At 70.4% G+C, this 26,103-nt stretch carries 19 protein-coding genes; 11 read left to right on the forward strand and 8 right to left on the reverse strand.

Translation table 11 applies throughout. The features are described 5' to 3' along the window. Nucleotides 1-100: 100 nt before the first annotated feature. Nucleotides 101-532: a DUF4913 domain-containing protein gene (locus ACIP6U_RS28815; protein WP_401723493.1), complete on the reverse strand. Its 432-nt coding sequence runs from the start codon at nucleotides 530-532 to the stop codon at nucleotides 101-103. A gap of 1,649 nt (nucleotides 533-2,181) precedes the next feature. Here ACIP6U_RS28815 and ACIP6U_RS28820 point away from each other — a divergent pair. Further along, a complete protein-coding gene (locus tag ACIP6U_RS28820) occupies nucleotides 2,182-3,756 on the forward strand; it encodes a glycosyl hydrolase (protein ID WP_401723495.1) in 1,575 nt (524 codons plus the stop codon). Nucleotides 3,757-3,865: 109 nt separating this feature from the next. Here the strand turns inward: ACIP6U_RS28820 and ACIP6U_RS28825 are convergent, their stop codons facing one another. Then, the gene (locus ACIP6U_RS28825) at nucleotides 3,866-6,784 is read right to left on the reverse strand and encodes a BTAD domain-containing putative transcriptional regulator (RefSeq protein WP_401723497.1); all 2,919 of its coding nucleotides are present in this window, start codon (nucleotides 6,782-6,784) and stop codon (nucleotides 3,866-3,868) included. 191 nt (nucleotides 6,785-6,975) lie between these two features. Here ACIP6U_RS28825 and ACIP6U_RS28830 point away from each other — a divergent pair, with 191 nt between their 5' ends. From ACIP6U_RS28830 to ACIP6U_RS28840, 3 genes are all read left to right on the forward strand, one after another. Next, a complete protein-coding gene (locus tag ACIP6U_RS28830; protein WP_401723499.1) occupies nucleotides 6,976-8,478 on the forward strand; it encodes a hypothetical protein in 1,503 nt (500 codons plus the stop codon). A 142-nt stretch (nucleotides 8,479-8,620) separates the two neighbouring features. Beyond that, the gene (locus ACIP6U_RS28835) at nucleotides 8,621-10,123 is read left to right on the forward strand and encodes an acyl-CoA synthetase (protein ID WP_401723502.1); all 1,503 of its coding nucleotides are present in this window, start codon (nucleotides 8,621-8,623) and stop codon (nucleotides 10,121-10,123) included. Nucleotides 10,124-10,273: 150 nt separating this feature from the next. Then, the gene (locus tag ACIP6U_RS28840; RefSeq protein WP_401723504.1) at nucleotides 10,274-11,674 is read left to right on the forward strand and encodes a metallophosphoesterase; all 1,401 of its coding nucleotides are present in this window, start codon (nucleotides 10,274-10,276) and stop codon (nucleotides 11,672-11,674) included. A 22-nt stretch (nucleotides 11,675-11,696) separates the two neighbouring features. Here the strand turns inward: ACIP6U_RS28840 and paaK are convergent, their stop codons facing one another. After that, nucleotides 11,697-13,001, reverse strand: coding sequence for a phenylacetate--CoA ligase PaaK (gene paaK / locus ACIP6U_RS28845; RefSeq protein WP_401723507.1), 1,305 nt, complete (start codon nucleotides 12,999-13,001; stop codon nucleotides 11,697-11,699). A gap of 54 nt (nucleotides 13,002-13,055) precedes the next feature. Further along, nucleotides 13,056-13,196, reverse strand: a complete 141-nt coding sequence (locus tag ACIP6U_RS28850) for a hypothetical protein (protein ID WP_401723510.1) — start codon at nucleotides 13,194-13,196, stop codon at nucleotides 13,056-13,058. Here ACIP6U_RS28850 and ACIP6U_RS28855 point away from each other — a divergent pair. Then, the gene (locus tag ACIP6U_RS28855) at nucleotides 13,195-14,031 is read left to right on the forward strand and encodes an alpha/beta fold hydrolase (RefSeq protein WP_401723512.1); all 837 of its coding nucleotides are present in this window, start codon (nucleotides 13,195-13,197) and stop codon (nucleotides 14,029-14,031) included. The two genes, ACIP6U_RS28850 and ACIP6U_RS28855, sit on opposite strands and share 2 nt — an antisense overlap. Nucleotides 14,032-14,034: 3 nt before the next feature. On the opposite strand, the gene ACIP6U_RS28860 is transcribed toward ACIP6U_RS28855, so the two are convergent. Together ACIP6U_RS28860 and ACIP6U_RS28865 are read right to left on the reverse strand one after the other, a co-directional pair. Beyond that, nucleotides 14,035-16,005, reverse strand: coding sequence for a sulfatase (locus ACIP6U_RS28860; protein ID WP_401723515.1), 1,971 nt, complete (start codon nucleotides 16,003-16,005; stop codon nucleotides 14,035-14,037). A 173-nt stretch (nucleotides 16,006-16,178) separates the two neighbouring features. Beyond that, nucleotides 16,179-17,792 (reverse strand): acyl-CoA synthetase, encoded by a 1,614-nt coding sequence (locus tag ACIP6U_RS28865; protein ID WP_401723518.1) that lies wholly within the window; start codon nucleotides 17,790-17,792, stop codon nucleotides 16,179-16,181. 176 nt (nucleotides 17,793-17,968) lie between these two features. Between ACIP6U_RS28865 and ACIP6U_RS28870 the strand changes: the two genes are divergently transcribed. From ACIP6U_RS28870 to ACIP6U_RS28890, 5 genes are all read left to right on the forward strand, one after another. Then, nucleotides 17,969-18,769, forward strand: coding sequence for a crotonase/enoyl-CoA hydratase family protein (locus ACIP6U_RS28870; protein ID WP_401723521.1), 801 nt, complete (start codon nucleotides 17,969-17,971; stop codon nucleotides 18,767-18,769). A gap of 116 nt (nucleotides 18,770-18,885) precedes the next feature. Then, on the forward strand, nucleotides 18,886-19,827 hold the full coding sequence (locus ACIP6U_RS28875; RefSeq protein ID WP_401723522.1) for a Zn-ribbon domain-containing OB-fold protein: 942 nt from the start codon (nucleotides 18,886-18,888) through the stop codon (nucleotides 19,825-19,827). Continuing rightward, complete coding sequence (locus ACIP6U_RS28880) at nucleotides 19,824-20,873, forward strand: thiolase domain-containing protein (protein WP_401723523.1); 1,050 nt, start codon at nucleotides 19,824-19,826, stop codon at nucleotides 20,871-20,873. Before ACIP6U_RS28875 ends, ACIP6U_RS28880 begins: the two co-directional genes overlap by 4 nt. Beyond that, on the forward strand, nucleotides 20,870-22,036 hold the full coding sequence (locus ACIP6U_RS28885; RefSeq protein WP_401723526.1) for a thiolase domain-containing protein: 1,167 nt from the start codon (nucleotides 20,870-20,872) through the stop codon (nucleotides 22,034-22,036). The genes ACIP6U_RS28880 and ACIP6U_RS28885 overlap by 4 nt, the downstream gene beginning before the upstream one ends. A gap of 94 nt (nucleotides 22,037-22,130) precedes the next feature. After that, complete coding sequence (locus ACIP6U_RS28890; RefSeq protein ID WP_401723529.1) at nucleotides 22,131-22,373, forward strand: DUF397 domain-containing protein; 243 nt, start codon at nucleotides 22,131-22,133, stop codon at nucleotides 22,371-22,373. A gap of 93 nt (nucleotides 22,374-22,466) precedes the next feature. Here ACIP6U_RS28890 and ACIP6U_RS28895 read toward each other — a convergent pair whose 3' ends face one another. Next, a complete protein-coding gene (locus tag ACIP6U_RS28895) occupies nucleotides 22,467-23,882 on the reverse strand; it encodes an oxygenase MpaB family protein (RefSeq protein WP_401723899.1) in 1,416 nt (471 codons plus the stop codon). 56 nt (nucleotides 23,883-23,938) lie between these two features. Beyond that, nucleotides 23,939-24,724: a polyprenyl diphosphate synthase gene (gene uppS / locus ACIP6U_RS28900; protein ID WP_401723532.1), complete on the reverse strand. Its 786-nt coding sequence runs from the start codon at nucleotides 24,722-24,724 to the stop codon at nucleotides 23,939-23,941. Between the two features lie 298 nt (nucleotides 24,725-25,022). On the opposite strand from uppS, the gene ACIP6U_RS28905 reads away from it, so the two are divergent. Beyond that, complete coding sequence (locus ACIP6U_RS28905) at nucleotides 25,023-25,925, forward strand: universal stress protein (protein WP_401723534.1); 903 nt, start codon at nucleotides 25,023-25,025, stop codon at nucleotides 25,923-25,925. Nucleotides 25,926-26,103 lie beyond the last annotated feature (178 nt).

Genomic DNA, 26,103 nt, shown 5'->3' on the forward strand with positions numbered 1-26,103 from the left:
AACCGGAATTGTTCGTGCTTCCGCGAGAACTCAACGGGACGGAGGGGGAGAGGGTTCAACGGCCTCGGAGGAGATCTTGGTGAATTCCTCGACGCCGACGTCAGAAGCCGTAATCATCTGCCGTCGGGGCCTCCTTGGCCCGATGGCTGCCCTTCTTGCAGCCGGCGAACGGACCGGAAGGGTCACGAAGCGAGGCCATCACATGGCCCAGGCAGTCGCGATGCCAGTTGAGCGGGCCGCTGAGCGCGGAACCGGGGCCCGTCAGGTCCTGCCAGGACATCCACAGGGCGTGCAACTGCGCGACCGCTTCCGGGTGTTCCCACCAGCGGGAGCACCAAGGGGCGGAGGACGTGGTCTCCCTGCCGTAGACCGGCAGCAGCAGGTACCGTACCCAGTCGACAAGACCCTGTAGGGCGTCGTCGTACGCGGAGCCCTCCAGATAGAGGATGAACTCCGCCTTCTTCTCCGGTTCGGCCTTCTTCTCCGGTGCGGGACTCGTCGTCGGTTCGGTATTCACTGTTGTCGCGGTCACTTCTCGATCCTTTCGGGATATTTCCCGGGTCATCGACGACGCGGGGACGGATTCGCTGGCCGAGGTGGAATGGACTGCGCCGGAGAGACCGAGCGGGGTGTGGAACTGGCGCTGCTGCCGAGCGCCGGAGAGGGCGAATCCACCCTCCCCCGCTGCTCCCTGAGATAACCGGCGGCGTTCTGCATCACCGCTTGGGAGGAAGGGGACTCCCGGCCGTTGGCCGCCAGGTTTCCTTCCGCCGCGGCGCTGAGAGGCCAGTGGGCTTCTTCTTCCGAAGGCGGGCCGTGGTGGGCGGAGTCCTCGGTGAAATTCACCGTGGACCGCATTTCCTCCGGCGTCTCCGCCCCGAACACAGCGAGCGACTCACGGTGCTGGGGACCACCTCGGAACGTCGCGAACGTCACGGGTTCCGCCAGCGGACTGTCCCGCATCTCAGGTGAGCCCGTCTGTGAGGACTCCTGCCGACGAGCCGGTTCCGCGGGTGGGCGCTCCCACCTGCTCCGCGTGTCCGGAGGCGGCGGCCGGTGGGTCCGGGGCGCGGGCTGGTTCTCCGGTGCGGTCCGGTTGAGCAGCTCCTCGAGTACCGGGATCCGGTCGTTCTTGTACGCCCTCTGTAGCCCGGTGTCGTTCGATATCAGCTCCAGCATCTCGTGCGTGACCTTCTGAAGGTCGTCGACGGAGAGCTGGTTCATGTGGTGCTGCGCGGGCGTGAGAGCGGGCAGCCGTGGAACGGTGTCGCTGGACGGGAGAGCCGCCTCGTCGGACATCTCTGATGCGCGGCCCCCGCCGGCTCCTCCGCCTCCACCACCGTACGAGGGGGCCGCTCGTCCTTCGGAGCCGCGCCCCGTCAGCCGTCGCCACAGTTGCGCGAGGGCGTCCGACAGATCGCGCGTGCTCGACGTCGCCCGGAGATCGTCGCCGATCAGATCTCGTGCCAGAGACCTCCAGGGTGAGTCCCGCGGGGCTGTGGGAGGCGACTTGGCCAACCGCCTGCGCTGCCGGGGGAGCGGGTTGGTGTTGGCCACGGCGCCCCTTTCGCTTCGCTGCTCTCATCGCTTCTCTCGTGGGCGGACCGCACGGAAGTGTGCGCGCAGACGGTGCAACGGGGCTCCAGGACGCATGGTTCAACCTCACGGGCGGACGGCCCGGGGCCGGCGCACGGCCCGGGGCGCCTCGCCCTCCGTGGTTCCGGCTGACGAAGGTGCAACGGAACTGAACCTTCCGGCACACGCGCCCCGTTGTGCCGCACGACCCGGCGTCGGTGCCCAGCCGACAGATCACCGCCGGACGGACGGGGAGGTACGGACATGACCATCGCTCGCACGTGGCGGCTCGCGTCACAGGGGCTGCTGGAGCGCCGCCGGAACCTGGGCGGCGAGGGCGTCCGCCCCCGTGAGGACGCGCCCCGATCGGCGGCACGGCCGGCCGGCGACCCATGGAGCTCCGACACACCGCTGCCCGCGGGTCTGCCCCCGTTGCCGGCGGGCTTCGAACCGGCGACGCCGACGAGCCGGCCCCGGCAACGGGGACCGGAAACCGGGACCGGCTCTGGAGGACGCGATGGCCTCGGGGTACCGCACCCCACGCCATCGAACTAGCCATCGCCCCAAGGGGAATTCCGCGTGCAAGCCGATGGAAAGGCACCCCCTATGCGGAGACGCACATCATTCCTCCTGGCCTTGCTTCTGGTCGTCGTCGGAGTCACCGGCACCGCCATAGGAATCCAGGTCCACCACTCCGACACCCAGAACATCAACGAAGCAACGGCAGCCGACGTCGCCGACCACACCGTCACCCTCCAGAACAACACCAGCAGCCGCATCTGGATCGGCAGCACGGTCAACGCGGACGGCTCCGCCGCCCTCACCGGCCTGCCGGTCCTGGACCCCGGCCAGTCCGCCACCGTCATCATCCCGGAGCACGAGGGCGCCGGTCACTGGCGCGGCAAGTTCTTCGCCCGCGAAGGCTGCACCGGTGACGACGGCAGCACCTTCCACTGCGCCGTCGGCGACTGCGGACCGTACGCCGACCACTGCTCCCTCGGTGAACAGCCCACCGGACTCGCCGAGTTCAACTTCGACCCGGCCGACACCCTGGCCCCCTGGTACGACGTCAGCTACGTCAACGCCGTCTCGGTGCCGGTCACCATCACCCCCGACGACGTGACCCCGCCCGCGAGCGGCGAGTGCGCGGTGGCCGGCTGTGTGCAGGACTTCCTGTCCTCCTGCCCGGCCGAGGACTTGACCAAGGACCCGGCCACCGGACAGCCGCTCGTCTGCACCAACCCGAACCGGGACGCGAAGACCCCGTACAGCGACATGGTCAACCAGAAGTGCCCGACGGCGTACGGCTGGTCGAAGCAGGACGCCGAGCCGGGCAACAAGGTCATGTACCAGTGCACCAAGTGCAGCGGGCTGACCGTCGCCTTCGGAACCGGCACCACCGCCCCCGCCGACCCCGCCACCGCCCAGCCCGCCCCCGTCACCACTGCCGCCCCGGTCCGCAAGGGCGTCAGCCTCAACCCCGTCGACGGTGCCTCCCAGGCGCTCGCCGCCTCGGGCGCCTCCTGGTACCTCAACTGGGCCTCCTCCACCGGCGCGGTCACCAAGCCGGACGGCGTCGACTACGTCCCGATGATCTGGGGCCCCGGCTCCGTCACCGACGCCGAACTGAGCGCCGCGACGCAGGGCGGCACCAAGGAACTGCTCGGCTTCAACGAACCCGACAACGGCAAGCAGTCGAACATGACGCCCGAGCAGGCCCTCGACCTGTGGCCCCGGCTGGAAGCCACCGGTCTGCGCCTGGGCGCACCCGCGGTCGCCGGCGGCGGCGCCCTGGACGGCAGCTGGCTGGACCGCTTCATGAAGGGCGCCGCCGACCGCAACCTGCGCGTCGACTTCATCCCGCTGCACTGGTACGGCTCCGACTTCGGCCCGGACGCGGCCAACCAGCTGCGCGGCTATCTGCAAGCCGTCCGGGACCGCTACCACAAGCCGGTCTGGCTGACCGAGTACGGCCTGATCGACTTCTCCCAGCGCACTCCCCGCTATCCCAGCGAGCAGGAACAGACCGACTTCATCAAGTCGTCGACACGGATGCTGGACAGCCTGAGCTTCGTGGAGCGCTATGCGTGGTTCACGCTGTCCACACAGACGAGCCCGACCGGCCTCTACGACGGAACGACCGCCAATGCCAGCGGCCGTGCGTACCACGACGCGAGCTGAACGGGGAGTTGAACCGTTCTGGCCTCCCACCCGTTGTACGGGTGCAGCCTGGCCGTGTCCCCGCTCCCCCCTGGGGCCACGGCCAGGTCGTGACCGATCGGAGGCCGGTTCAGGCGGCGCTCTTCGACGCCGCGGTCCGCGCTTCGGCGTCCGGCGGAGCGTCCGCCGGCCTGCCCAGGCGCTCGCGGATCTTCGCGGCGTCCCGATGGTCGAACTCCTCGAAGATGGCCAGTGCCTGCCGCCAGCTGTCGTGGGCGGCCTCCGGCTCGTCGGCGGCCAGTTGGACGTCACCGAGGTTGCCCAGGGTGTGGCCCTCTCCCCACCGGTTGCCGACGTCCCGGTGTGTCTTGAGGGCCTGGTGGTAGTACTTGACGGCCTCGTCGTAGCGACGGAGGCCGCGATGAGCCGTACCGAGGATGTCGAGGGTGACGCCTTCGACCCAGGCGTTGCCGCTGGCGCGCAGGACGGTCAACGCCTCCTCCAGGCAGCCGACGGCCTCGTCGAATCGGCCCTGCCGCTGGTAGACGTCGCCCAGGTTGCACAGGCAGATTCCCATCCCCCAGGGGCTGCCGATGACCCGTTCGACGGCCAGCCCACGGCGGACGTACTCCGCGGCCTTGTCGAGCTGGCCGAACTGGAGATAGGCGTCGCCCAGATTGGTCACGGCCGACACCCTGCCGTCCGCGTCACCGAGCTCTCGGTAGGCGACCATCGCCCGGCGGAAGTGGTCGATGGCCTCGTCGAACCGACCCGAACCGCGCAGCGCGGCGGCCAGGTCCGCGTAACCCTGAGCCCTGCCCCGGCGGTCGTCGTCGGCACTGGCGGCGGCCAGGCCCGCCCGCGCGGTGTCGACCCAGTCGTGCGTATGGCTGCGGAGGTAGAAGAACCCCCACAGCACGGCGGGCAGTCGCCACGCGATACCCGGCCGCCCGGACCCCGCCGCCTGGTGGACCGCGGCGACCAGGTTGGCCCGCTCGGTCTCGCACCAGTCCAGGGCCTGGTCGTGCGTCGTGAACTCCAGGGGCCTGCACAGGTCCGGCAGCGGTTCGAGCGGGATCCGGCGACGCTGCGGGGTGATGTGCGGGTAGGCGGCGTCCGCGGTGTGCAGATACCAGGCGAGCAGCCGCCCCACGGCACGCTCCCGCTCCAGGGGCGTCTCCTCGGAGTGGACGCGTTCGGCGGCGTAGACACGCAGCAGGTCGTGCAGGGTGTAGCGGCCCGGGAAGTGCTCGGTGAGCAGATGAGCGCGGGTGAGCTCGACGAGCAGCGCGCGGACCTCCCGCAGCGGGAGCCCGGCGAGGGCCGCGGCGGCCGGTGCGGAGATGTCAGGTCCGGAGTGCAGCCCCAGCAGGCGGAACAGGCACGCGGCGGGATCCGACACCGCTTTGTACGACCAGGAGAAGACCGCCCGTACGTCGGTGGTGATGTCGTCGCCGGAGGCGAAGGCGTCGAGGCTGCCGTGGCTGTCACGCAGTTCTCCGGCGATGGCACTGAGCGGGAAGCCGGGGTGGGCGACGGCATGGGCGGCGACGATGGCCAGCGCCAGCGGCAGCCGGGCGCACCGGGTGATGATCTCGTCCGTCGCCTGAGGCTCCGCCGCCGGCCGGTCCGTGCCGAGCCGACGGGCCAGGAGGTCGTGTGCCTCGGCGGGCGTCAGCTGGTCCAGAAGAAGCGGATGAGCCCCTTCGCCGGCGACCAGGCCGGTGAGCCGGTTGCGGCTGGTGACGATGACCAGGCTGCCGGAGGAGCCGGGCAGCAGGGGGCGGACCTGGTCGGTGTCACGGGCGTTGTCGAGCAGGATCAGCATCCGCCGCTGGGCGAGCATGCTGCGATAGAGAGCCGTCTGGGCATCGAGGCCGGCGGGAATCCGCATCGGGGGGACGCCGAGTGCGCCGAGGAGAGTACGGATGGCCTCGTCCGGAGTCACCAGGGAGCCGGTCGGATCGAAGCCGCGCAGATTGAGGTAGAGCTGTCCGTCGGGGAAGCGGTCGGCCATCTCGTGCGCCCAGTGCACGGCCAGGGTGGTCTTGCCGATGCCGGCCATACCGCCGATCGCGCTGATCACCACGGTGGCCGGGGGGCCGTCCTGCTCGGACAACAGGGCGCGGGCCCGGTCGAGTTCGGCGTGTCGACCGACGAACGTCGGCAGATCGGCGGGCAGTTGTGCCGGGCGGGCCGCCGGTAAGAGAGGAGGTGGGGCGGGGGGCACCGAAGGGGCCGGCGGCACCGGCAGCCCCGGCGGGAGGGCGTCCAAGGACGCGTCGGCCGCCAATATGCGGTCGTGCAGGTTCTGCAGCGGCGTACCGGGTTCGATGCCCAGCTCGGCCACCAGGGTGCTCCGCGTACTGCGGTAGGCCGCCAGTGCCTCGGCCTGCCTCCCGGACCGGTAGAGCGCCAGCATGAGCAGTCGGCACAGCTGCTCCCGCAGCGGGTACTGACCGGTCAACGCGATCAGTTCGGCGACCACTTCGCTGTGGCGTCCGCGTGCTACCTCGATGTCCAGCCAGGTCTCCAGCGCGACCAGTCGCTCCTCGTTCAGCCGGGAGCCCTCGGACTCGGCCAGCGGGCCGGGGAGACCGGCCAGCGCCGCGCCCTGCCATCCGTCGAGCGCCGCGCGCAGCAGTTCGGCGGCCTCGGACAGTTCCCCGGCGGCGTGCAGCTTCCTCGCCTCCGTGACCCGTTGCTCGAACACGCTGAGATCCAGGCCGTCCTCCGGCAGACGGATCAGGTACCCGTCCCCGACCGACACCACCACACTCCCGGTCCCGGCCGCCTCCCGCCCTGACTCGATCGCCTTGCGCAGGCGCGACACATAGGTCCGAAGCACCGACACGGCAGCCGCGGGCTGCTCCTCGCCCCAGACCGCGTCGAGGAGTTCGGCGAGTGCGACAGCGCGTCCCCGCCGCAACAGCAGCGCTGCCAGGACGGCCCGCTGCTGTGGCGAACCAAGGTCCAGTTCCTCTTCACCGCGCCAGGCCCGGACCGGCCCCAGGACGGCGAAACACACGGAAGTCTCGTAGCCGTTCATCCCCGGACTGTACTCAACATCCCATCCACAGATGCCGCCTGACGAAATGTCACCTCTGGGACGGATCGTCACCATTCGCTCGTCCGAGGGATTGAACCATTCCCGTACGGGCGCCCGTTGCGCTACCCGGGGACCGCCACACCGTTCCCGATCGGGGCCGTTCGGCCGGGACGCGTCAGAAAGGAAGAGCCATGAGCCGGGGTGAAGAGGAAGAGACGGACGAGCCGGTCACGGGGAACGATCACACCGTGCCGGAGGAACCGCCGGGTCCCAGCAAGCCGGAATTCGCCGGGAGCTCGTCCGGGCCGGGGCCACGCCACGCGGTGGTCATCTCCGGAGACGGCTCGGCCGCCATCGACGGAGAACCCGTACCGGTCGCGGACGGAGAGTCGGTCGACGCCGCGATCCTCGACAGACTCCAGGGATACGCACGTGACCTGAACGCCAGTGTGACGGCGACCATCTCCGACCCCTCCGCGGGCTACGTGGCGTTCGTCGAGGTCGCCCCGGACGGTTCGAGCAGCCTTCTGGAGCAGCAGGAGCAGCAGGAGGCGCCGCCCGAGCCCGCCCGAGTCGATGTAGGTACGGCGCCGTTCGGACCCGCAGCGGTATCCGACCCTGCTGAAGCTGAAGCTGAAGCTGAAGCTGAAGCCGAAGCAGACGAAGCCGAAGATCCCGATGGCGCCGACTCCGTCGACAACAACGGAGACGACGAAGGCTTCGACGTCGAGGCGTACACGCGAGAGCACCAGCGGCGACCCTCCGCGCCACCCCCGCCCGTCGTTCGCCTCGGTCCGATGGTCGCACCGAGGAACGGAACGCGTCAGTCGGACGACGAGTACAAGTCGCCCGGCCTGCTCCACAAACCCCTGGTCGTAGGACCGGTGGCCTTGGGCGTGGCCGCCCTGGTCATCGTTCCGCTGGTGATCCTGGGCAGCGGTGCACCGGACGACTCAGGGCGCCAGAAGCAAGCCGGCCGTTCGAGCAGCGAGACAGGGACTCCTCTGGCCGAGGACACGGAATTGGACACCTCCTCGGCCGTGAGCACACCGCCCAGCGCGACAGCCGCCTCACCGTCGGCCAAGCCGAAAGCCTCGGGGAGTGCGAAGGCCCCGAAGAAGGGCGGAGGAGCCGGAGGCGTGAGTGGGGTCACCGTCACCGTGACCGCGAGGCCACCGCGGGCCACCGTGACCGCGAAGCCCGCGCAGGACACCGCCGCCACAGCGGTGAACCGGCTCCACCGGAGCGACCCGTCCGGCCGGCACATCTGCTACCGCGCGTACCTCTCCGGGCAGGGCTGGCAGAAGCCCGTGTGCGACGGCACACTCGCCGGAACGACGAGCGGGACCCATCCGATCAAGGCCCTCAACATCGCGGTGTACGGCGGAGCCGGCTCGGCCGCCATCGCCTTCGTCCACGATGCCAGGTCGACCAGCGGCCAGGGCAAATGGAAACCACGGTGGACGGCCGTCATCGGCGACGGCAAGAACAACTACATCGGCAGTACGACGTCGGGCGCCCCCTACATGACGGGCTTCGCCATCAACATCGGCAGCGGCCAACTCTGCCGGTCGACCAAGGTCCACGGCTACGACTGGGGCAGCGCGGACTGCACCCAGCCACGCCCCGGCTACATCTTCGGGGGCGCCCTGGAGAACACGCGCTGGCTTGAGGCCGTCAAGCTCTGGGTGTGATGCGGTGAGCGGGGATTCCGGTGGGTCGGTACTTGTCGTACTCGGTGTAGCGGATGACGGCGGACAGCCCGCCGTTCGAGGGACGGTCCCGGCCCCCCTTGGTGCTTGACCTGCCTCGGCGACGGACCGAGGATCATGAGTCATGACGCAGGGACAGGGCAGCACGGTTGACGGGGTGCTGCGACGCAGCGCCCGGCGCACTCCGGCGAGGGTCGCGATCGAGTACGGCGACCGCACATGGACGTACGAGGAACTCGACGACGCCGTCTCCCGCGCGGCGAGCGTCCTGCTCGGCGAGGGCCTCGCGCCCGGCGACCGGGTCGGCGCCTACGGCCACAACTCGGACGCCTACGCGATCGCCTTCCTGGCCTGCGCCCGCGCGGGCCTCGTGCACGTGCCGGTCAACCAGAACCTGACCGGCGACGACCTCGCCTACCTCGTCGGCCAGTCCGGCAGCGCACTCGTCCTCGCCGACCCCGACCTGGCGGGACGGCTTCCCGACGACGTCCGCACCCTGCCCTTGCGCGACGCCGAGGACTCGCTGCTGGCACGGCTGGCGGACGCCCCCGCGTACGACGGTCCCGAGCCGCGCACCGAGGACCTGGTGCAGCTGCTCTACACCTCGGGGACCACGGCCTTGCCCAAGGGCGCGATGATGACGCACCGCTCCCTGGTCCACGAGTACCTCAGCGCGATCACCGCCCTGGACCTCAGCGCCGGAGACCGCCCCGCGCACTCCCTGCCGCTCTACCACTCGGCGCAGATGCACGTCTTCCTGCTGCCCTACCTGGCCGTCGGCGCCACCAACGTCATCCTCGACGCCCCCGACGGCGACCGGCTCTTCGACCTGATCGAAGCCGACCGCGTGGACAGCCTGTTCGCCCCGCCGACGGTCTGGATCGGCCTGGCGAACCGCCCCGATTTCGAGACCCGCGACCTGTCCGGACTGCGCAAGGCCTACTACGGCGCGTCGATCATGCCGGTGCCGGTCCTGGAGCGGCTGCGTGAGCGGCTCCCGAAACTCGGCTTCTACAACTGCTTCGGGCAGAGCGAGATCGGTCCGCTGTCCATGGTCCTGGCGCCCGCCGAGCACAAGGGCCGCATGGACTCCTGCGGTCGGCCCGTGCTGTTCGTCGACGCGCGCGTGGTCGACGAGGACGGCAAGGACGTCCCCGACGGCACCTCCGGCGAGATCGTCTACCGCTCCCCGCAGTTGTGCGACGGCTACTGGGACAAGCCCGAGGAGACGGCCGCCGCCTTCCGCGACGGCTGGTTCCACTCCGGGGACCTGGCGGTCCGGGACGCGCACGGCTACTACACGATCGTCGACCGCGTGAAGGACGTGATCAACTCCGGTGGCGTGCTGGTCGCTTCACGCCAGGTCGAGGACGCTCTGTACACGCACGACTCCGTCGCCGAGGTCGCGGTCGTCGGCCTGCCCGACGAACGGTGGATCGAGGCCGTCACCGCCGTCGTCGTCCCGCGCGGCGAGGTCTCCGAGGCCGAACTGATCGAGCACGCGCGCGAGAAGCTCCCGCACTTCAAGGCACCGAAGCGGGTGCTGTTCGTGACCGAACTGCCACGCAACGCCAGCGGGAAGATCCTCAAGCGGGAGCTGCGGGACCGGTTCACCGACCAGTCCTGAGGCCACAACCAGCCCTGACGTCACAAAGTGCCGTATGTCATACCTGGCACCGTCGCCCTTACCACAGCGTTCGTTCATTGCATGCGGGCACACTGAGGTATGCGCTGCTGTCTCCCCGTCCCCCTCGCCGCCCTCCCCGGTCCCTGCGAAGTGTTCCGCTCCGGCGCCCTGATCGCCCCCGCCCTGCTCAAGGCGATCGCGGCAGCCGTGCACATTCCCCGCCCCCGCCGCTCGCACCACATCGCCGCCATCCATCTCGAACTCGTCACGCTGGCCGAGGACCATGCCGTCATCACCTGGCACACCGGTGTCCCCGACGGCCGCGGCCGGCTGCTCCCCGTCGTCACCGAGGGCGAGGTCGTGTACGGCACCCACCCGGGCCGGCTGACCCGCGTCGCCGGCTCGGACCGGCCCACGGCCCACCACCACGTCGAGCTGACCGGCCTGGAGCCGGGGCAGACGTACTACTACCAGGCCCGCTCCCGTGGCGTGACCGCCACACCCACCCCCCTGCACCTGGTCCGCGGCAACGCGGTCGGCACCTCGCTGCACGGACTCGGCTCGCACGGCGGCCCGTACTCCTTCACCACCCCGCAGCCCCCGTCCGGCCGGCACGTGATGTCGATCGCCCTCTGCAACGACCTGCACGTCGGCGAGACCACGGCCGGCCTGGTCGCGGGGATGCCCCTGATCCGCGGGATCAGCCAGCCGCTCGGCAGCACGCCCTACCCGGAGGTCATGAGCCACGCCCTGGTCGACGAGGCCCGCAGACGCGGCGCCGACCTGCTGCTGGCCGCCGGTGACATCTCGGCCGGCGGCGCCGCGCACGACCTCGCGGCGGCCGGCCGGATCCTGGACCGCTTCGGCGAGCACGGCCGGGACTACTTCGTCGTCCGCGGCAACCACGACCGCCACGGGCGCCTGGAGGCCACCTTCCGGCGCGGAGTCGGCATGGAGGAGGGACCCGGGTACTTCTCCCACGAGGTCGGCGGTCTGCGGATCGTCGGCCTCGACACCTACGAGAAGCAGGGCAACGGCGGTGACTCGGGCGGGCTCGGCGCCGAGCAACTCGCCTGGCTGCGGCGCCGGTTGCGGGAGAACGGGGACCAGCCCACCGTGGTCTTCGGCCACCACCCGCTGACCGTACGGGACTCCGTCTTCCCGGTGACCGGCGGTCAGCGCATGAACCGCCGCCAGGCCCGCGCGATCGTCGAGGCCTACACCACCGCCCCCGGTGTCTTCCTCCACCACGCCGGCCACACCCACCGCAACAAGCGGACCGTGCTGACGTCCGCCCCGCACGTGACCCAACAGGAGGTCAGCGCCGTCAAGGAGTACCCCGGCGGGTTCTGCCTGCTGCGGATCCACACCGGCGGCTACGCCCTGAACTTCTACAAGGCCCGTGCCGCCGAGGCCCTGGAATGGGGCGAGTTGAGCCGCCGGCTGGCCGGCGGACTGTGGCCGCACCACGCACTGGGCCGCGCGGTCGCCGACCGCAACAGCGTGACCGCCCACGACCTTTCGGGCCTCCGCGCCCTCGTCCCCTGCTGACCTCCGCCCCCCTCGTCCCCCGCTAACTCGACGACCGGTGGCGCAGATCCACGATCCGGCGGATCTTGCCCACCGACCGCTCCAGCGACTCCGGTTCGACGATCTCCACCGCGACCGACACCCCGATCCCGTCCTTCACGGCCGTCGTGATCGCCCGCGCGGCGGCGTCCCGGATGTCGGGGCCCGCGCCGGGACGGGCCTCCGCACGCACGGTGAGGGCGTCGAGCCGACCCTCCCGGGTGAGCCGGAGCTGGAAATGCGGTGCCACGCCGGGCGTCCGCAGCACGATCTCCTCGATCTGCGTGGGGAAGAGATTCACCCCGCGCAGGATCACCATGTCGTCACTGCGCCCGGTGACCTTCTCCATCCGGCGGAACACCCGGGCCGTACCCGGCAGCAACCGCGTCAGATCCCGGGTCCGGTAACGGATCACCGGCATCGCCTCCTTGGTGAGCGACGTGAAGACCAACTCGCCCTCCTCGCCGTCCGGTTGGACCTCGCCGGTGATCGGATCGACGATCTCCGGATAGAAGTGGTCCTCCCAGACGTGCAGCCCGTCCTTGGTCTCCACGCACTCCTGGGCCACGCCCGGGCCGATCACCTCGGACAACCCGTATATGTCGACCGCGTCGATCGCGAACCGCTCCTCGATCTCCAGCCGCATCTGCTCGGTCCACGGCTCCGCGCCGAAGATCCCGACCCGCAGCGAGGTGCCGCGCGGATCGACGCCCTGCCGCTCGAACTCGTCGAGCAGCGTGAGCATGTACGACGGTGTCACCATGATGATCTCCGGCCGGAGGTCCTGGATCAGCTGGACCTGACGGGCCGTCATGCCGCCGGACGCGGGGATGACCGTACAGCCGAGGCGCTCGGCCCCGTAGTGCGCGCCGAGTCCGCCCGTGAACAACCCGTATCCGTACGCCACATGGACCTTGTCGCCCGGCCGCCCGCCCGCCGCGCGGATCGAGCGGGCCACCACGTCGGCCCACAGGGAGAGGTCGTTGTCCGTGTAGCCGACGACCGTCGGGCGGCCGGTGGTGCCGCTGGACGCGTGGATGCGGCGGATCCGGTCCTCGGGCGCGGCGAACATTCCGTACGGGTAGTTCGCGCGCAGGTCCGCCTTGACGGTGAACGGGAAACGGGAGAGATCGGCGAGCGTACGGCAGTCGTCGGGGCGCACACCCGCCCGGTCGAAGGACGTCCGGTAGAAGGGCACGTTCTCGTAGGCGTGCCGCAGGCTGGATCGCAGACGCTCCAGTTGCAGGGCACGCAACGCCTCCGGGTCGAGCCGTTCCCCCGCGTCCAGCAGCTCCGTCGCATCCGCCATGGGGCTTCTCCCTCGTCCGTCACACTGATGAATCACATCATTACGGACAACCGATCATTCGGTCATGCTGTCGGGGATCAGTAACCCAGCACGGTCCGGTGCGGGCAAGGGGTCCGGCGGCAGAAATCCGGTGCGGTGTCCGTCGGGAGAAATCCATTGCGGTGCGACGGCACCGGCCAGCACGATCGGCGGCATGCCGACCTTCACCGCGCCCGACGGAACCGAGCTCGCGTACCACCTGCGCGGCGAGGGCGAGCCGCTGCTCGTCCTGCCGGGCGGCCCCATGCGGGCCTCCGCCTACCTCGGCGACCTGGGCGGACTCGACGCACACCGCCGACTGGTGCTCCTCGACCTGCGCGGCACCGGCGACTCGGCGACGCCGGCCGACCCGACGACGTACCGCTGCGACCGGCTCGTGGCCGATGTGGAGGCGCTCCGCGGCCAGCTGGGCCTGGAGCGGGTGGACCTGCTCGCGCACTCGGCGGGCGGCAGTCTCGCGATGCGGTACGCCGAGCGGTACCCGGAGCGGGTCGCGCGGCTGGTGCTGGTCACCGCGACGCCGTGGGCGCTGGGGATGCCGGCGACCGCCGAGGACCGGCTGGCCGCCGCCCGGCTGCGGAGCGGCGAGCCGTGGTTCGGGGAGGCGTTCCCGGCGTTCGAGACGTGGTTGGCGGGGACGGGTGACTTCGATCCCGCCTTCTCGGGGTTCTTCTACGGCCGTTGGGACGAGGCGGCCCAGCGCCATGAGGCGGGCGCCGACAAGGAGTTCAACGACGACGCGGGCGAGGTGTTCGGTGCCGAGGGAGCCTACGACCCACCCGTGACCCGGGCCGCTCTCGCCCGGCTGGCCGCGCCGGTCCTCGTCCTCGCCGGTGAACTGGACGGCGGCCCCACGCCCGAACTGGCACGCAGGACCGCCGACGTCTTCCCGAACGCGGAACTCGCCGTCCAGCCGAGTGCGGGGCACTACCCGTGGCTGGACGACCCGGAGTGGTTCAAGCGCCGTGTCTCCGGGTTTCTGGCGGGGTGAGCGTCACTTCGTGGGAGTGCTGCCGAACGCGGTCATGAAGCGGTCGCGGAACTTGTCCATGCCCACCACCGGGCCGTTGTCGGCGGGCTTGAGCCCGTCCGCCCAGCCCCAACTGTCGATCTTCTCCAGCACCTTCGGGTCGTGGGCGACGATGGTGATCGGCACGTCCTTGTCGGCGGTGCCGCCGGTGACCGTCGGGACGGGCTGGTGGTCGCCGAGGAAGACGAGGACGGTGTTCTTGTTGCCGTAGCGCTGCATCCACTGGGTGAGGCTGTCCACGGAGTACTGGATGGCCTTGCGGTACTCGGTCCGCACGCGCTTCGCGCTCTTCCAGACGTCCGTCGGGTTGGTGCCCTCCTTCTTGATCTCGTTGAAGATCGAGCCGTCCCCGAGGTCCTCCCAGGGGATCGTGTGGGCGATGGGCGACCAGGGGTTGTGGCTGGAGGCCAGGATGATCTCGGCCATGATCGGGTCGCGGTTCTTCTTGCCGTACTCGAGCTTCTGGAAGGACTCCAGGCTGAACTGGTCGGGCACCGGCGTCCAGCTGAAGTACGGACCGTTGTAGCCGAGGTGCGTGGAGTCGTAGATGTGGTCGAGGCCGAAGTACTTGCCCTCGGGCCACGCCTTGCGCACGCCGGGGACAATGCCGACCGTGCGCCAGTCGCCGGTCTTCTGGAAGTAGCTGGTGAGGGTCGCGCGGTCCCCGGTGGTCAGGGTCCTGTACCGCTGCTGGTTCTTGATCCACAGCCCGGACAGGAACGTCGAGTGGGCGAGCCAGCTGCCGGCGCCCGTCACGGGCGACCTGAGCCAGGCGCTGCGCGAGGCGAAGCCCGCCGACTTGAGCCTGGCGTCGCCCGCCTTCAGCGTCGCGTCCATCTCCGGCGCCATCGTCGGATCGGTGAGCGCGACCCGGCCGTAGCTCTCGATGAAGGTGAACAGCACGTCCTTGCCGCGCAGTCCGGTCAGCAGCTGGTCGGGCGGGGTCTTCGCGAAGGCGTCGACGGGGATCTGCTTCTTGAAGACATCGGCGTCACCGAGGCCGTCGCGGACGTACTGCACACGGTTGCCGAGGTACTGCGTGTAGCCCCTGGTGGCCATCACCACGCCGCCGACCTGCACGCTCATGGTGAAGCAGATGATCCACGCGACGCCGAGGACCAGCGTGCTGCGGACGGCCACGGTGCGGTGCCGGGCCAGTACGTCCGCCACCCGCGCCAGGGCGAGCGCGCTCACCGCGAGCACGGCGATGAACAGGACGATCACCCCGATCACCGCCAGCACCTCGCCCGAGCGACCGAACGAGTCCTTGACGAAATCCGCCGCGTCGTTCAGCAGGATCCAGTCGAAGACCAGGTCGAACGGCCTGGCCAGGGTCTGGTAGAAGCCCATGTCGAGGCACTTCAGGACAGTGGAAAGACCGAGGAACGCCCCCAGGACGATGGCCGTGATCCGCCGTGCCGTCGACGGCAGGACGAGCAGGACGGCCGCGACGATGATCAGCTCGACGGGGAGACGGAAGAACGCCTCGAGGGGCATCCGGTCCAAGCGGTTGGGCATCACGAGCGCTTCGAGCACCAGCGCGGCGGCCAGCACGCTCGTTCCGATCCGCACGACGCGGGCGGTACGGGGGAAGCGGCGGCGCCAGCCGAACCAGCCGGGGCGGATGGGGGAGACGGCGTCGGTCGGGGCGGGGTCGTCGGCAGTGGCGGTGGCAGTGGAGGGCGCGTCACCGGGAGAGGTCGGGTGGGGCAGGGTGGCCTCGGCGGCCGACTTCTCGTCCTTCGCGGACTTCTCGTCCTCCGAGGGCTTCCCTTCGTCCGTCACCCCGGTCGCCTCCTCGCCCGTGGGCCCCGCGTCCGCCGAGGCCCCCGGCTCGGGGTCGGTGGCCGCAGGTGTGGGCGATTCCTCCCCCGCGGGGTCGGTCGCCGACGCGTCCGCGTCCGGCAGTTGGCTGGGGGGCGTGAGGTGCGACACCCGAAGGTCCTTCCGTGCAAGGTGCGGTGAGGGCACGGCGACCGGACCCGCAGGCCAGGGCCGCCAACCTCGCGTACGGCCCTGGGTAACCCCGCGTTCACACTCCCGGGTCAACCGCGCGCAAAAGAGTACGCCCGTCCGACCCGGCCCCGATGCCCCGCCCGACCGCGGCCCTACGGAACCGCGGCCACCGCCACCTCCTTGGCCCACCGGTAATCGGCCTTGCCGCTCGGCGACCGCCGTATCGACTCCGTGAGCACCAGCTGGCGCGGGATCTTGTAACCGGCGAGATGAGTGCGGCAGTACGACTGGATGTCCTCCAGGGACGGCTGCGGCGCGCCCTCGCGCAACTGGACCACGGCCGCCACATGGCTGCCCCACCTCGCGTCCGGCACCCCGGCGACCAGGGCGTCGTACACGTCCGGATGGGACTTGAGGGCCTGCTCGACCTCCTCCGGGTACACCTTCTCGCCCCCGGTGTTGATGCACTGCGAGCCACGGCCGAGGACGGTGACCACGCCCTCCTCGTCGACGGTGGCCATGTCGCCGAGCAGCACCCAGCGCTCGCCGTCCTTCTCGAAGAAGGTCTGGGCGGTTTTCGCCGGGTCGTTGTAGTAGCCGAGCGGCACATGGCCGCACTGCGCCACACGGCCCACCTCGCCCGGTGCGGCCGGCTCGTAGGTGGCCGGATCGACCACCTGGGTACGGGAGTTGACCTTGATGCGGAAGCTCTGCCCGGCGCCCGAGTCGGCCGTCGCCGTGCCGTTGAAGCCGGACTCGGAGGAGCCGTAGTTGTTCAACAGCATGGTGTTCGGGAGGAGTTCCTGGAACTGCCGGCGCACGGTCTCCGACATGATCGCGCCCGACGAGGAGACGCTGAACAGCGCCGAGCAGTCCGTGCCCTTGAGGGGTCCGGCGAGCGCGTCGATCAGCGGCCGCAGCATCGCGTCGCCCACCAGGGACATGCTGGTGACCTTCTCCTTCTCGATGGTCCGCAGCACCTCCTCGGGCACGAACTTGCGGTGGATCACGACCCGTTGGCCGAAGTTGAAGCCGATGAACGTGGTGAGGGTGGAGGTGCCGTGCATCAGCGGGGGAGCGGGGAAGAAGGTGATCCCCGAGCCGCCGGCCGCGACCCGCTCGGCCAGTTCCTCCGGCGTCTTGACCGGCTCGCCGGTCGGCGCGCCCCCGCCGAGCCCGGAGAAGAACAGGTCCTCCTGGCGCCACATCACCCCCTTCGGCATCCCGGTGGTGCCGCCGGTGTAGATGATGAACTGGTCGTCGCCCGACCGCGCCGGGAAGCCCCGCTCGGGCGACCCTTCCGCCTCGGCCTCGGCGAAGGACGTCACCCCGGGCACCTCGTCGCCCTCGCTGCCCACCCGCACGAGGTGCCGCAGCTTCGGACACTGCGGCAGAGCGGTGGCCACCCGCCCGGTGAACTCCGCGTCGAAGACCAGGGCCACCAGGTCGGCGTCCCGGTAGAGGTACACCAACTCCTCTTCGACATAGCGGTAGTTGACGTTGACCGGGACGACCCGCGCCTTGAGGCAGCCCAGCACTGTCTGCAGGTACTCGACGCCGTTGTAGAGATGCAGCCCAAGGTGCTCGCCGGGGCGCAGCCCGCTGTCGATCAGATGGTGGCCGATCCGGTTGGCCGCCGCGTCCAACTCGGCGTACGTCAAACGGCGTTCGGCTCCTGTGCCCGGGTGGTCGATGTAGACGAGGGCCTCGCGGTCCGGCACCGCGTCGACGACCGACTCGAACAGGTCCGCAAGGTTGTACTCCACCGCTCCTCCTGACCACGGGCGTGCCCTGACAGCTGTCGGTTCGCCGGTCATCAGAGCAAAGGGCAGGGCAACTGTGAAGGGTTCGCGCGAAGAAATCTGACTGACTGTCAGAAAACCCTTGAACTGCCTCCCTGCCTACTGCAACCTGTTCTCGTTCCTGGAGAGGGGAGACGGCAATGGGTGGGACGGAACACCTCACCGTGCAGCGCGAAGGCGCCACACTGGTGCTCACGCTCAACAGGCCCGAAGCCAAGAACGCGCTCTCGCTGTCCATGCTCGTCGGGCTGTACGACGGCTGGCTGGAAGCCGATGCGGACGACACGGTCCGCTCGATCGTGCTGACCGGTGCGGGGGGTGCGTTCTGCGCCGGCATGGATCTCAAGGCGCTGGCCGGCAAGGGGATGGCGGGCGAGCAGTACCGGGACCGGCTCAAGGCGGACCCGGACCTGCACTGGAAGGCGATGCTGCGGCATCACCGGCCGCGCAAACCGGTGATCGCGGCGGTCGAGGGGTACTGCGTGGCCGGGGGCACCGAGATTCTTCAGGGCACCGACATCCGGGTCGCGGGGGAGTCGGCGACGTTCGGGCTGTTCGAGGTGAAGCGCGGGCTGTTTCCGATCGGTGGCTCGACTGTTCGGCTGCAGCGGCAGATTCCTCGTACGCATGCGTTGGAGATGCTGCTCACTGGCCGTGCGTACTCCGCCCGCGAGGCCGCCGATGTGGGGCTGGTTGGGCATGTCGTGGCCGACGGGGCTGCTCTTGAACGGGCGTTGGAGATCGCTGAGCAGGTCAACTCGTGCGGGCCGCTTGCCGTGGAGGCCGTGAAGGCGTCGGTGTACGCGACGGCTGAGATGACCGAGTCCGAGGGGCTCGCCGATGAACTCAAGCGGGGGTGGCCTGTGTTCGACACCGCTGACGCGAAGGAAGGGGCGCGGGCTTTCGCAGAGAAGCGGGCGCCCGTTTACAAGCGTGAGTAGGAAATGCGCCGGTTTGGGCCGGTTGGAAGCTGCGGGCCGTCCGTGGCCGGTCGCGCAGTTCCCCGCGCCCCTGAGGGGGTTTCCGCCGATGTTGGCTTCCCAAGGAGGCAGTCTCAATGCCCGAAGTTCTCAAAGCTCCCCTCGCCGTCGAGTTTCCCTTCACTCGTTCCGTCGGGCCCGTCCAGAGCGCCTTCCTCACCGGTCTCCGTGAGCGCGTCCTCCTCGGAGTGAAGACCGTCGACGGGCGCGTCCTCGTCCCGCCCGTCGAGTACGACCCTGTTACCGCCGACGAGATCAGGGACCTCGTCGAAGTGGGATCCACCGGCACGGTCACCACCTGGGCCTGGAATCACGAACCCCGGCGCGGGCAGCCCCTCGACACGCCCTTCGCTTGGGTCCTGGTCCGGCTCGACGGTGCCGACACCGCACTGCTGCACGCCCTCGACGCACCCGATGCCGACGCCGTGCGCACCGGAATGCGGGTCCGGGTCCGTTGGGCCGAGGAACGTACCGGTGCCATCACCGACATCGCCTGCTTCGAGCCGTACGACGGGGAACCGGAGCAACCGGCGGGCCACAGTGGTGAATTCGAGGACGCGATCACCGGGATCATCGCGGCCGCGCGGCTCGACTACACCTACTCGCCGGGCCGCGCCCAGACCGCCTACATCCACGCGCTGTCCGACCGGCGCATGGTCGGGGAACGGTGCCCGTCCTGCCGGAAGGTGTACATCCCGCCGAGGGGCGCGTGTCCCACCTGTGGTGTCGCCACCTCGGAGCAGGTGGAGGTGGGGCCCCGCGGAACGGTCACGACCTTCTGCATCGTCAACATCAAGGCGAAGAACCTGGACATCGAAGTCCCTTACGTCTACGCCCACATCGCCCTCGACGGCGCCGACCTCGCCCTGCACGCCCGCATCGGTGGCATCGCCTACAACCAGGTGCGGATGGGGCTGCGCGTCGAACCGGTGTGGACCGACGGCTCCCGTTTCCCCGACCACTACCGGCCCACCGGCGAGCCCGACGCGGAGTACGACACCTACAAGGAGCTGCTGTGACGCGTGACATCGCGGTCGTCGCCTTCGCCCAGACCGACCACCGGCGCACCAGCGACGAGCTCTCCGAGGTGGAGCTGCTCATGCCGGTGCTGCACGCCGTACTCGACCAGACCGGCCTCAAGACCGCCGACATCGGCTTCACCTGCTCCGGCTCCAGCGACTACCTGGCCGGTCGCGCCTTCTCCTTCACCCTCGCCCTCGACGGCGTCGGCGCCTGGCCGCCGATCTCCGAGTCGCACGTCGAGATGGACGGCGCGTGGGCCCTGTACGAGGCGTGGACCAAGCTGCTCACCGGGGACGCGGACACGGCCCTCGTCTACTCCTACGGCAAGTCCTCGCCGGGGTCGGTGCGCGATGTCCTGACCCGGCAGCTGGACCCGTACTACGTGGCCCCCTTGTGGCCCGACTCCGTGGCCCTCGCCGCCCTCCAGGCACAGGCACTCATCGACGCCGGCGCCACCGACGAACCCGCCCTCGCGGCCGTCGCCGCGCGCAGCCGCGCTGACGCCTCCGCCAACTCCCATGCCCAGCTCCGGGGTTCGGTCCCGCAGGGCGACTATCTCGTACGTCCGCTCCGTACCGGCGACTGCCCACCCATCGGCGACGGGGCCGCCGCCGTGATCCTCGCGGCGGGGGAGCGGGCCCGGGAACTGTGCGAGCGGCCCGCCTGGATCCGCGGTATCGATCACCGGATCGAAGCCCATGGGCTGGGCGTGCGCGATCTGACCGACTCGCCCTCCACGCGGCTTGCCGCCGAGCGGGCCGGGGTCTTCGAACGGCCCGTCGACACCGCCGAGTTGCACGCGCCGTTCACCTCGCAGGAGGTCGTCCTGCGCAAGGCGCTGCGCCTCGACGACACCGTCCGCGTCAACCCGTCCGGCGGGGCGCTCGCCGCCAACCCGATCATGGCCGCAGGACTGCTGCGGATCGGCGAGGCCGCGGCGCGTGTCCACCGGGGCGAGTCCGACCGGGCGCTCGCCCACGCCACCTCCGGGCCCTGTCTGCAACAGAACCTGGTCGCCGTACTCGAAGGGGATCCGCGATGAGCAAGGAGCCCGTGGCCGTCGTAGGCGTCGGCCAGACCAAGCACGTGGCGGCCCGGCGGGACGTGTCGATCGCCGGGCTCGTCCGGGAGGCGGCCCGACGCGCCCTGGACGACGCCGAGTTGACCTGGGCCGACATCGACGCCGTCGTCATCGGCAAGGCGCCCGACTTCTTCGAGGGCGTCATGATGCCGGAGCTGTATCTGGCCGACGCGCTGGGCGCCGTGGGCAAGCCGATGCTGCGCGTGCACACCGCCGGATCGGTCGGCGGGTCGACGGCCCTGGTCGCCGCCAACCTCGTCGCGGCCCGCGTGCACGGCACGGTGCTCACACTCGCCTTCGAGAAGCAGTCCGAGTCCAACGCCATGTGGGGCCTGTCCCTGCCCATCCCCTTCCAGCAACCGCTGCTCGCCGGCGCCGGCGGCTTCTTCGCGCCGCACGTGCGCGCGTACATGCGGCGCACCGGCGCGCCCGACACGGTGGGCTCGCTGGTGGCGTACAAGGACCGGCGCAACGCGCTGAAGAACCCGTACGCGCATCTGCACGAGCACGACATCACGCTGGAGAAGGTCCAGGCCTCCCCGATGCTGTGGGACCCGATCCGGTATTCCGAGACCTGTCCGTCCTCCGACGGCGCCTGTGCGATGGTCCTCACCGACCGGGCGGGGGCGGCTCGGGCGCCGAGGCCGGCCGCCTGGATGCTCGGTGGGGCCATGCGCAGCGAGCCCACCCTCTTCGCGGGCAAGGACGCCGTGTCGCCGCAGGCCGGCAAGGACTGCGCCGCCGACGTCTACCGGCAGGCCGGGATCTCCGACCCGCGCCGGGACATCGACGCCGTGGAGATGTACGTGCCGTTCTCCTGGTACGAGCCGATGTGGCTGGAGAACCTGGGCTTCGCCGACGAGGGCGAGGGCTGGAAGCTCACCGAGGCCGGGGTGACCGAGCTCGACGGTGATCTGCCCGTCAACATGTCGGGCGGTGTCCTGTCGACCAATCCCATCGGCGCCTCCGGCATGATCCGCTTCGCGGAGGCGGCGCTCCAGGTGCGCGGCCTCGCCGGGGAACACCAGGTGGAGGGGGCCAGGCGGGCGCTGGGGCATGCCTACGGCGGCGGATCGCAGTTCTTCGCGATGTGGCTCGTGGGCTCGGAGCCGCCCACCTCCTGAAGCCCTCCCAAAAGGTCCCCCTCACGTGGCCTGTCGGCAGTCGTGACCGATCGCTAGGCTGGCCGCGGACGACGCAATCGGGAGGAGCACGGACGTGGCCGAGAGCACCATCCAGCAGCACCCACTCGTGGGCTGGGACAAGCCGGAGCTGGACCTCACAGAGGCCGATTGGCACTCGAGCAGCCGTGGCCTGGGGGATGTCCAGATCGCTTTTGTCGAGGGATTCATCGCGATGCGCAACAGCGGCCGCCCGGAGAGCCCTTCCTTGATCTTCACCCCCGCGGAATGGGGCGCCTTCGTGTCGGGCGCGAGGGAAGGTGAATTCGACCTCACCTGAGCCGGCGGATTCTCCCCGAGCGCGCAGGTTCGCACGCACGGACGACTCCGGTCCGGCCTTCACCCGCGGGGGTGGCGGCCGGACCGCGGGTGATCACGCCTGGGCGAGCAGCGGGTCGTACGGGGTCGAGCGCTGTCGGCCGGACATGAAGGACAGGAAGTCCTTGACGAACGCGCTGCGGGTGTACGCGCCGTCGGTGCCGGTGGTGTCGCGGTGGAACGCGGTCCGGAACAGGGCCCGGTACTCGTCCGCGTCGATGCGCTGATCGCCGTCCTTGTCGGTGACGTCGAAGAGGACCTCCGCCACTCTGATCAGTGCGGGTCCCGCCAGGGACGGAGCGGCCGAGGCGTACTCCTGGGCGCTGATGCGGCCGTCGCCGTCGGTGTCGAGGGCGCGCTGGAGTTCCCGCCACCAGTCGGCATAGGCGTTGTAGAGCCTGGTCTCCTCGGGCTCGTCGAGGTCGAGGCGGGTGGACAGTTCGCGGGCCATGGCGGCGAGGTCCGGCCAGTCCAGGTGGCCGTCGCCGGTCTGGTCCAGCACCTCCCGGAAGAACTCCGCGGCGTCGCGCTGGATGCCCCCGGGTGCGGTGGGCTCCGGTCCCGGTTCCGGGGCCAAGGGGGTGACGAGCCGGAGGAAGGCTCCGGCTCGCTTCATCCGCTGGTGCAGGGCGCGGACGCTCCGTGCGCGCGGGTCGTCGCTGTCCGGGGAGAGCGACAGCAGCTCGGCGATGTTCTCGGCCCGGACCCAGCTGTCGGGCAGGAAGCGGGCCATGCCGACGGTCAAGTAGGCGCTCTGCATCAGCGTCTGGGCGCCGGGCAGTTCGGGCAGTCCCGCCCGGCGGCGGAACGGCTCGGGCAGCGAGGCCACGGTGACGGCGCCCATGACCGGACCGCCGACCGCGCGGCCGAGCGCCCACAGGGTGGGCAGACCGTTCAGCAGTGGCGGAGCGGGAAGGTGGTCGAAGAGCTTGTAGAGGATGATGCGCATCGCCTCCGTGTTCTCCAGCTCCTCCTCCACCACGCGGTCGTAGTAGCGCCAGAACTCGTGGAGCGTGGCGGGCAGGTGACCGCCTTCGACTCCCAAGGCGGCGAGGAACGCCTGGAATTCGATGTACAGCCTTTCCATCACCCGCTGTTCCAGGGGCTGTCCGCTCATCCGGAACATGGTGACGGTGCTCTCGAACAGCGTCGCCACCACCCAGGCGCGTGCCTCGGGGTCCATCGCGTCGTAGGGCCGGTCGCGGGCGTCGGTCCCGTTCAGTCGTGCGTGCAGTCGGTTGAGCCGCGCCGCCTCCCGGTGCCGTACGTCGTCGTCGGCGCCGAACATGCGCTGCAGGCTCAGGAAGGTGTTGTACAGCCTGCGCCAGGGGTGGACCACGAACGTGGAGCTGTCGATCAGGGCGGCACCGATCTGCGGATGCGCGGCCTCCAGTACGGTCGCCCGCACCACCGCCAGGGCCCAGCGGGGATCGTTGAAGAACTCGTTGAACTGCGAGCCCGGGCCGAACATGGGCGGCAAGTCTTCAGCCGTGCGCGACTGTTGGGGGATGCCGGAAGCTGCGTCGGTCACGATCGAAGTTCTCCGTTCGGGATGGGCGGGACGCCGCCGAAACGGCGTTCGCGTTGCCGGTAGGCGTGCAGGCACTCCAGGAAGTGCGGCGCGCGGAAGTCGGGCCACAGCACCGGCGGGAAGACCCACTCGGCGTACGCGACCTGCCACAGCATGAAGTTGGAGATGCGCTGTTCACCCGAGGTACGGATGACCAGGTCCACATCGGGAGTGTCGGGGAAGGGCAGATGGGCGGCGAAGGTCTGCTCGGTCACACCGTCGGCCGGCAGGCCGTCGCGGATCAGCGACCGCGCGGCCTCGACGATGTCCCTGCGCCCGCCGTGATCGAAGGCGACGGTCAGTGTCAGGCCGCGGTTGTCGGCGGTCAGCGTCATCAGGTCGGCGAAGTCCCGGGCCAGCGCCGGGGGAATGCGGGGATCGGTGACACCGAGGAAGCGGCAGCGGATCCCCCGCGCGTGCAGCAGCGGGGCGTGCTTGCGCACCACGCGGCGCACCAGCCGCATGAGGTAATCGACCTCGGCACTCGGGCGCCCCCAGTTCTCGGTGGAGAACGCGTACATGCTCAGCCACTCGACTCCGGCCGCCCGCGCCGCCTCGATGACGTCGATCGCGGTCGTCTCCGCGGCGCGGTGACCGGAGCTGCGCGGCAGCGACCGCTGAGCCGCCCACCGGCCGTTTCCGTCCATCACGCACGCGACATGACGTGGTGCCCGGCGCGGCCCCTCGCCGCCCGGTCCACGAACGGCGGAACCAGAGCCGCCAACGACCTGCCGAACTGTCACGCCCGCCCCCAGCAACCCCAACGGTGCAGCTCATCGTGTTGATCCGATCACCTGAACCAGCGTGTCAGCGACCTGCCCCGTACCAGGTGCGAGTTCTGCGACTTCACTCTTGGTACCTCCGTCCGAATCGACGCGGCCCCGCCCGGGCTTCAGCGCACGGGAACAGAGCCGGTGGGCCGATCCGGAAGAGTGTTCCGCCCGTCTTTCGGGACACGCGATCTTCAGGGCTCTCCCGGGCCGGCCTCTGCGCGAGGCTGGCCCCCGAGAGCGGAAGGTCGTACTCCGGAGGTGAGGACTCATGAACGCACTGCCGGTCATCGCGGCGGTCGACGGTTCGGACGACAGCCTGCGCGCCCTTGACTGGGCCGCCGACGACGCCCGCAGACGCGGGGCGACGCTGCGCGTGGCGCATGTGCGGCAGTACGCCGCCTGGACCCCGCCCGGCGTCCTGGTCGCCGGGCTGCCCGAAGCCGACGACGACCCGGTGCTCGACGGGGTGCGCGGACACCTCGACGACCGGGCCGACCTGCCGAAGACGGAGTACGTGGCGCTGGAGGGCGTCTCGGCCGCCGTGCTGCCCGAACTGGGTACCTCCGCCCAGCTGTTGGTGCTCGGGTCCCGAGGTCGCGGCGGCTTCGCCAGCCTGCTGCTCGGCTCCAACGGCATGGCCGCCGCCCGCGAGGCAGAGTGCCCCGTGGTCGTGGTGCCGCGGCCCGGGCGCGAGGTCCACGACGAGCTGCCGGCCGAACCCGGTCCCCGAGTGGTGGTCGGCCTCCAGGTGGACAGCCCCGACGAGGCGACCCTCGCCTTCGCGTTCGCCGAGGCCGCGCTGCGCGGCGCCCGCCTCCAGGTGATCGCCGCCTACGCCTGGCCGGTGCAGACCTGGGCCACGGCGGGCGAACTCGTGCCGCCCGCGATGGACCAGGACGTCATCGAGAACGAGACCCGGACCCTCGCCGAGGGCTTCCTCGCCCCGCACCGCACGCAGCACCCGGACGTCCGTGCCGACGTCCTCGCGGCCCCGGGCGACGCGGCCGGCCTCCTCGTCGCCGCCTCCAAGAACGCCGAGCTGGTCGTCGTCGGCCGTCACCGCCGCCGCCTCCTGGCCCCCGCGCGCATGCTGGGCTCGGTCACCCAGGCGGTCCTGCTGCACGCGGTGAGCCCGGTGGCGGTGGTGCCTCCGGGGGCGGGAGAGGAGTGAGGGGCACGATGACGCGGGGGAGGAGCGAGGGTGCCCGGCGGCGCGCGGGAACTCGGTCACCTGCGTCAACTCGCCGGTGCGGCCCCGCACTCGACCCTCTCCCGACGTTCTCCGGGCGCACGCCCCGTCACCCCGAACGGCCCCCGAGAACCAGCCGCACCGTCTTCCGTGAAGATCA

Origin of the sequence: Streptomyces sp. NPDC088794, from assembly GCF_044750545.1 — a bacterium.
Lineage (GTDB): Bacteria > Actinomycetota > Actinomycetes > Streptomycetales > Streptomycetaceae > Streptomyces.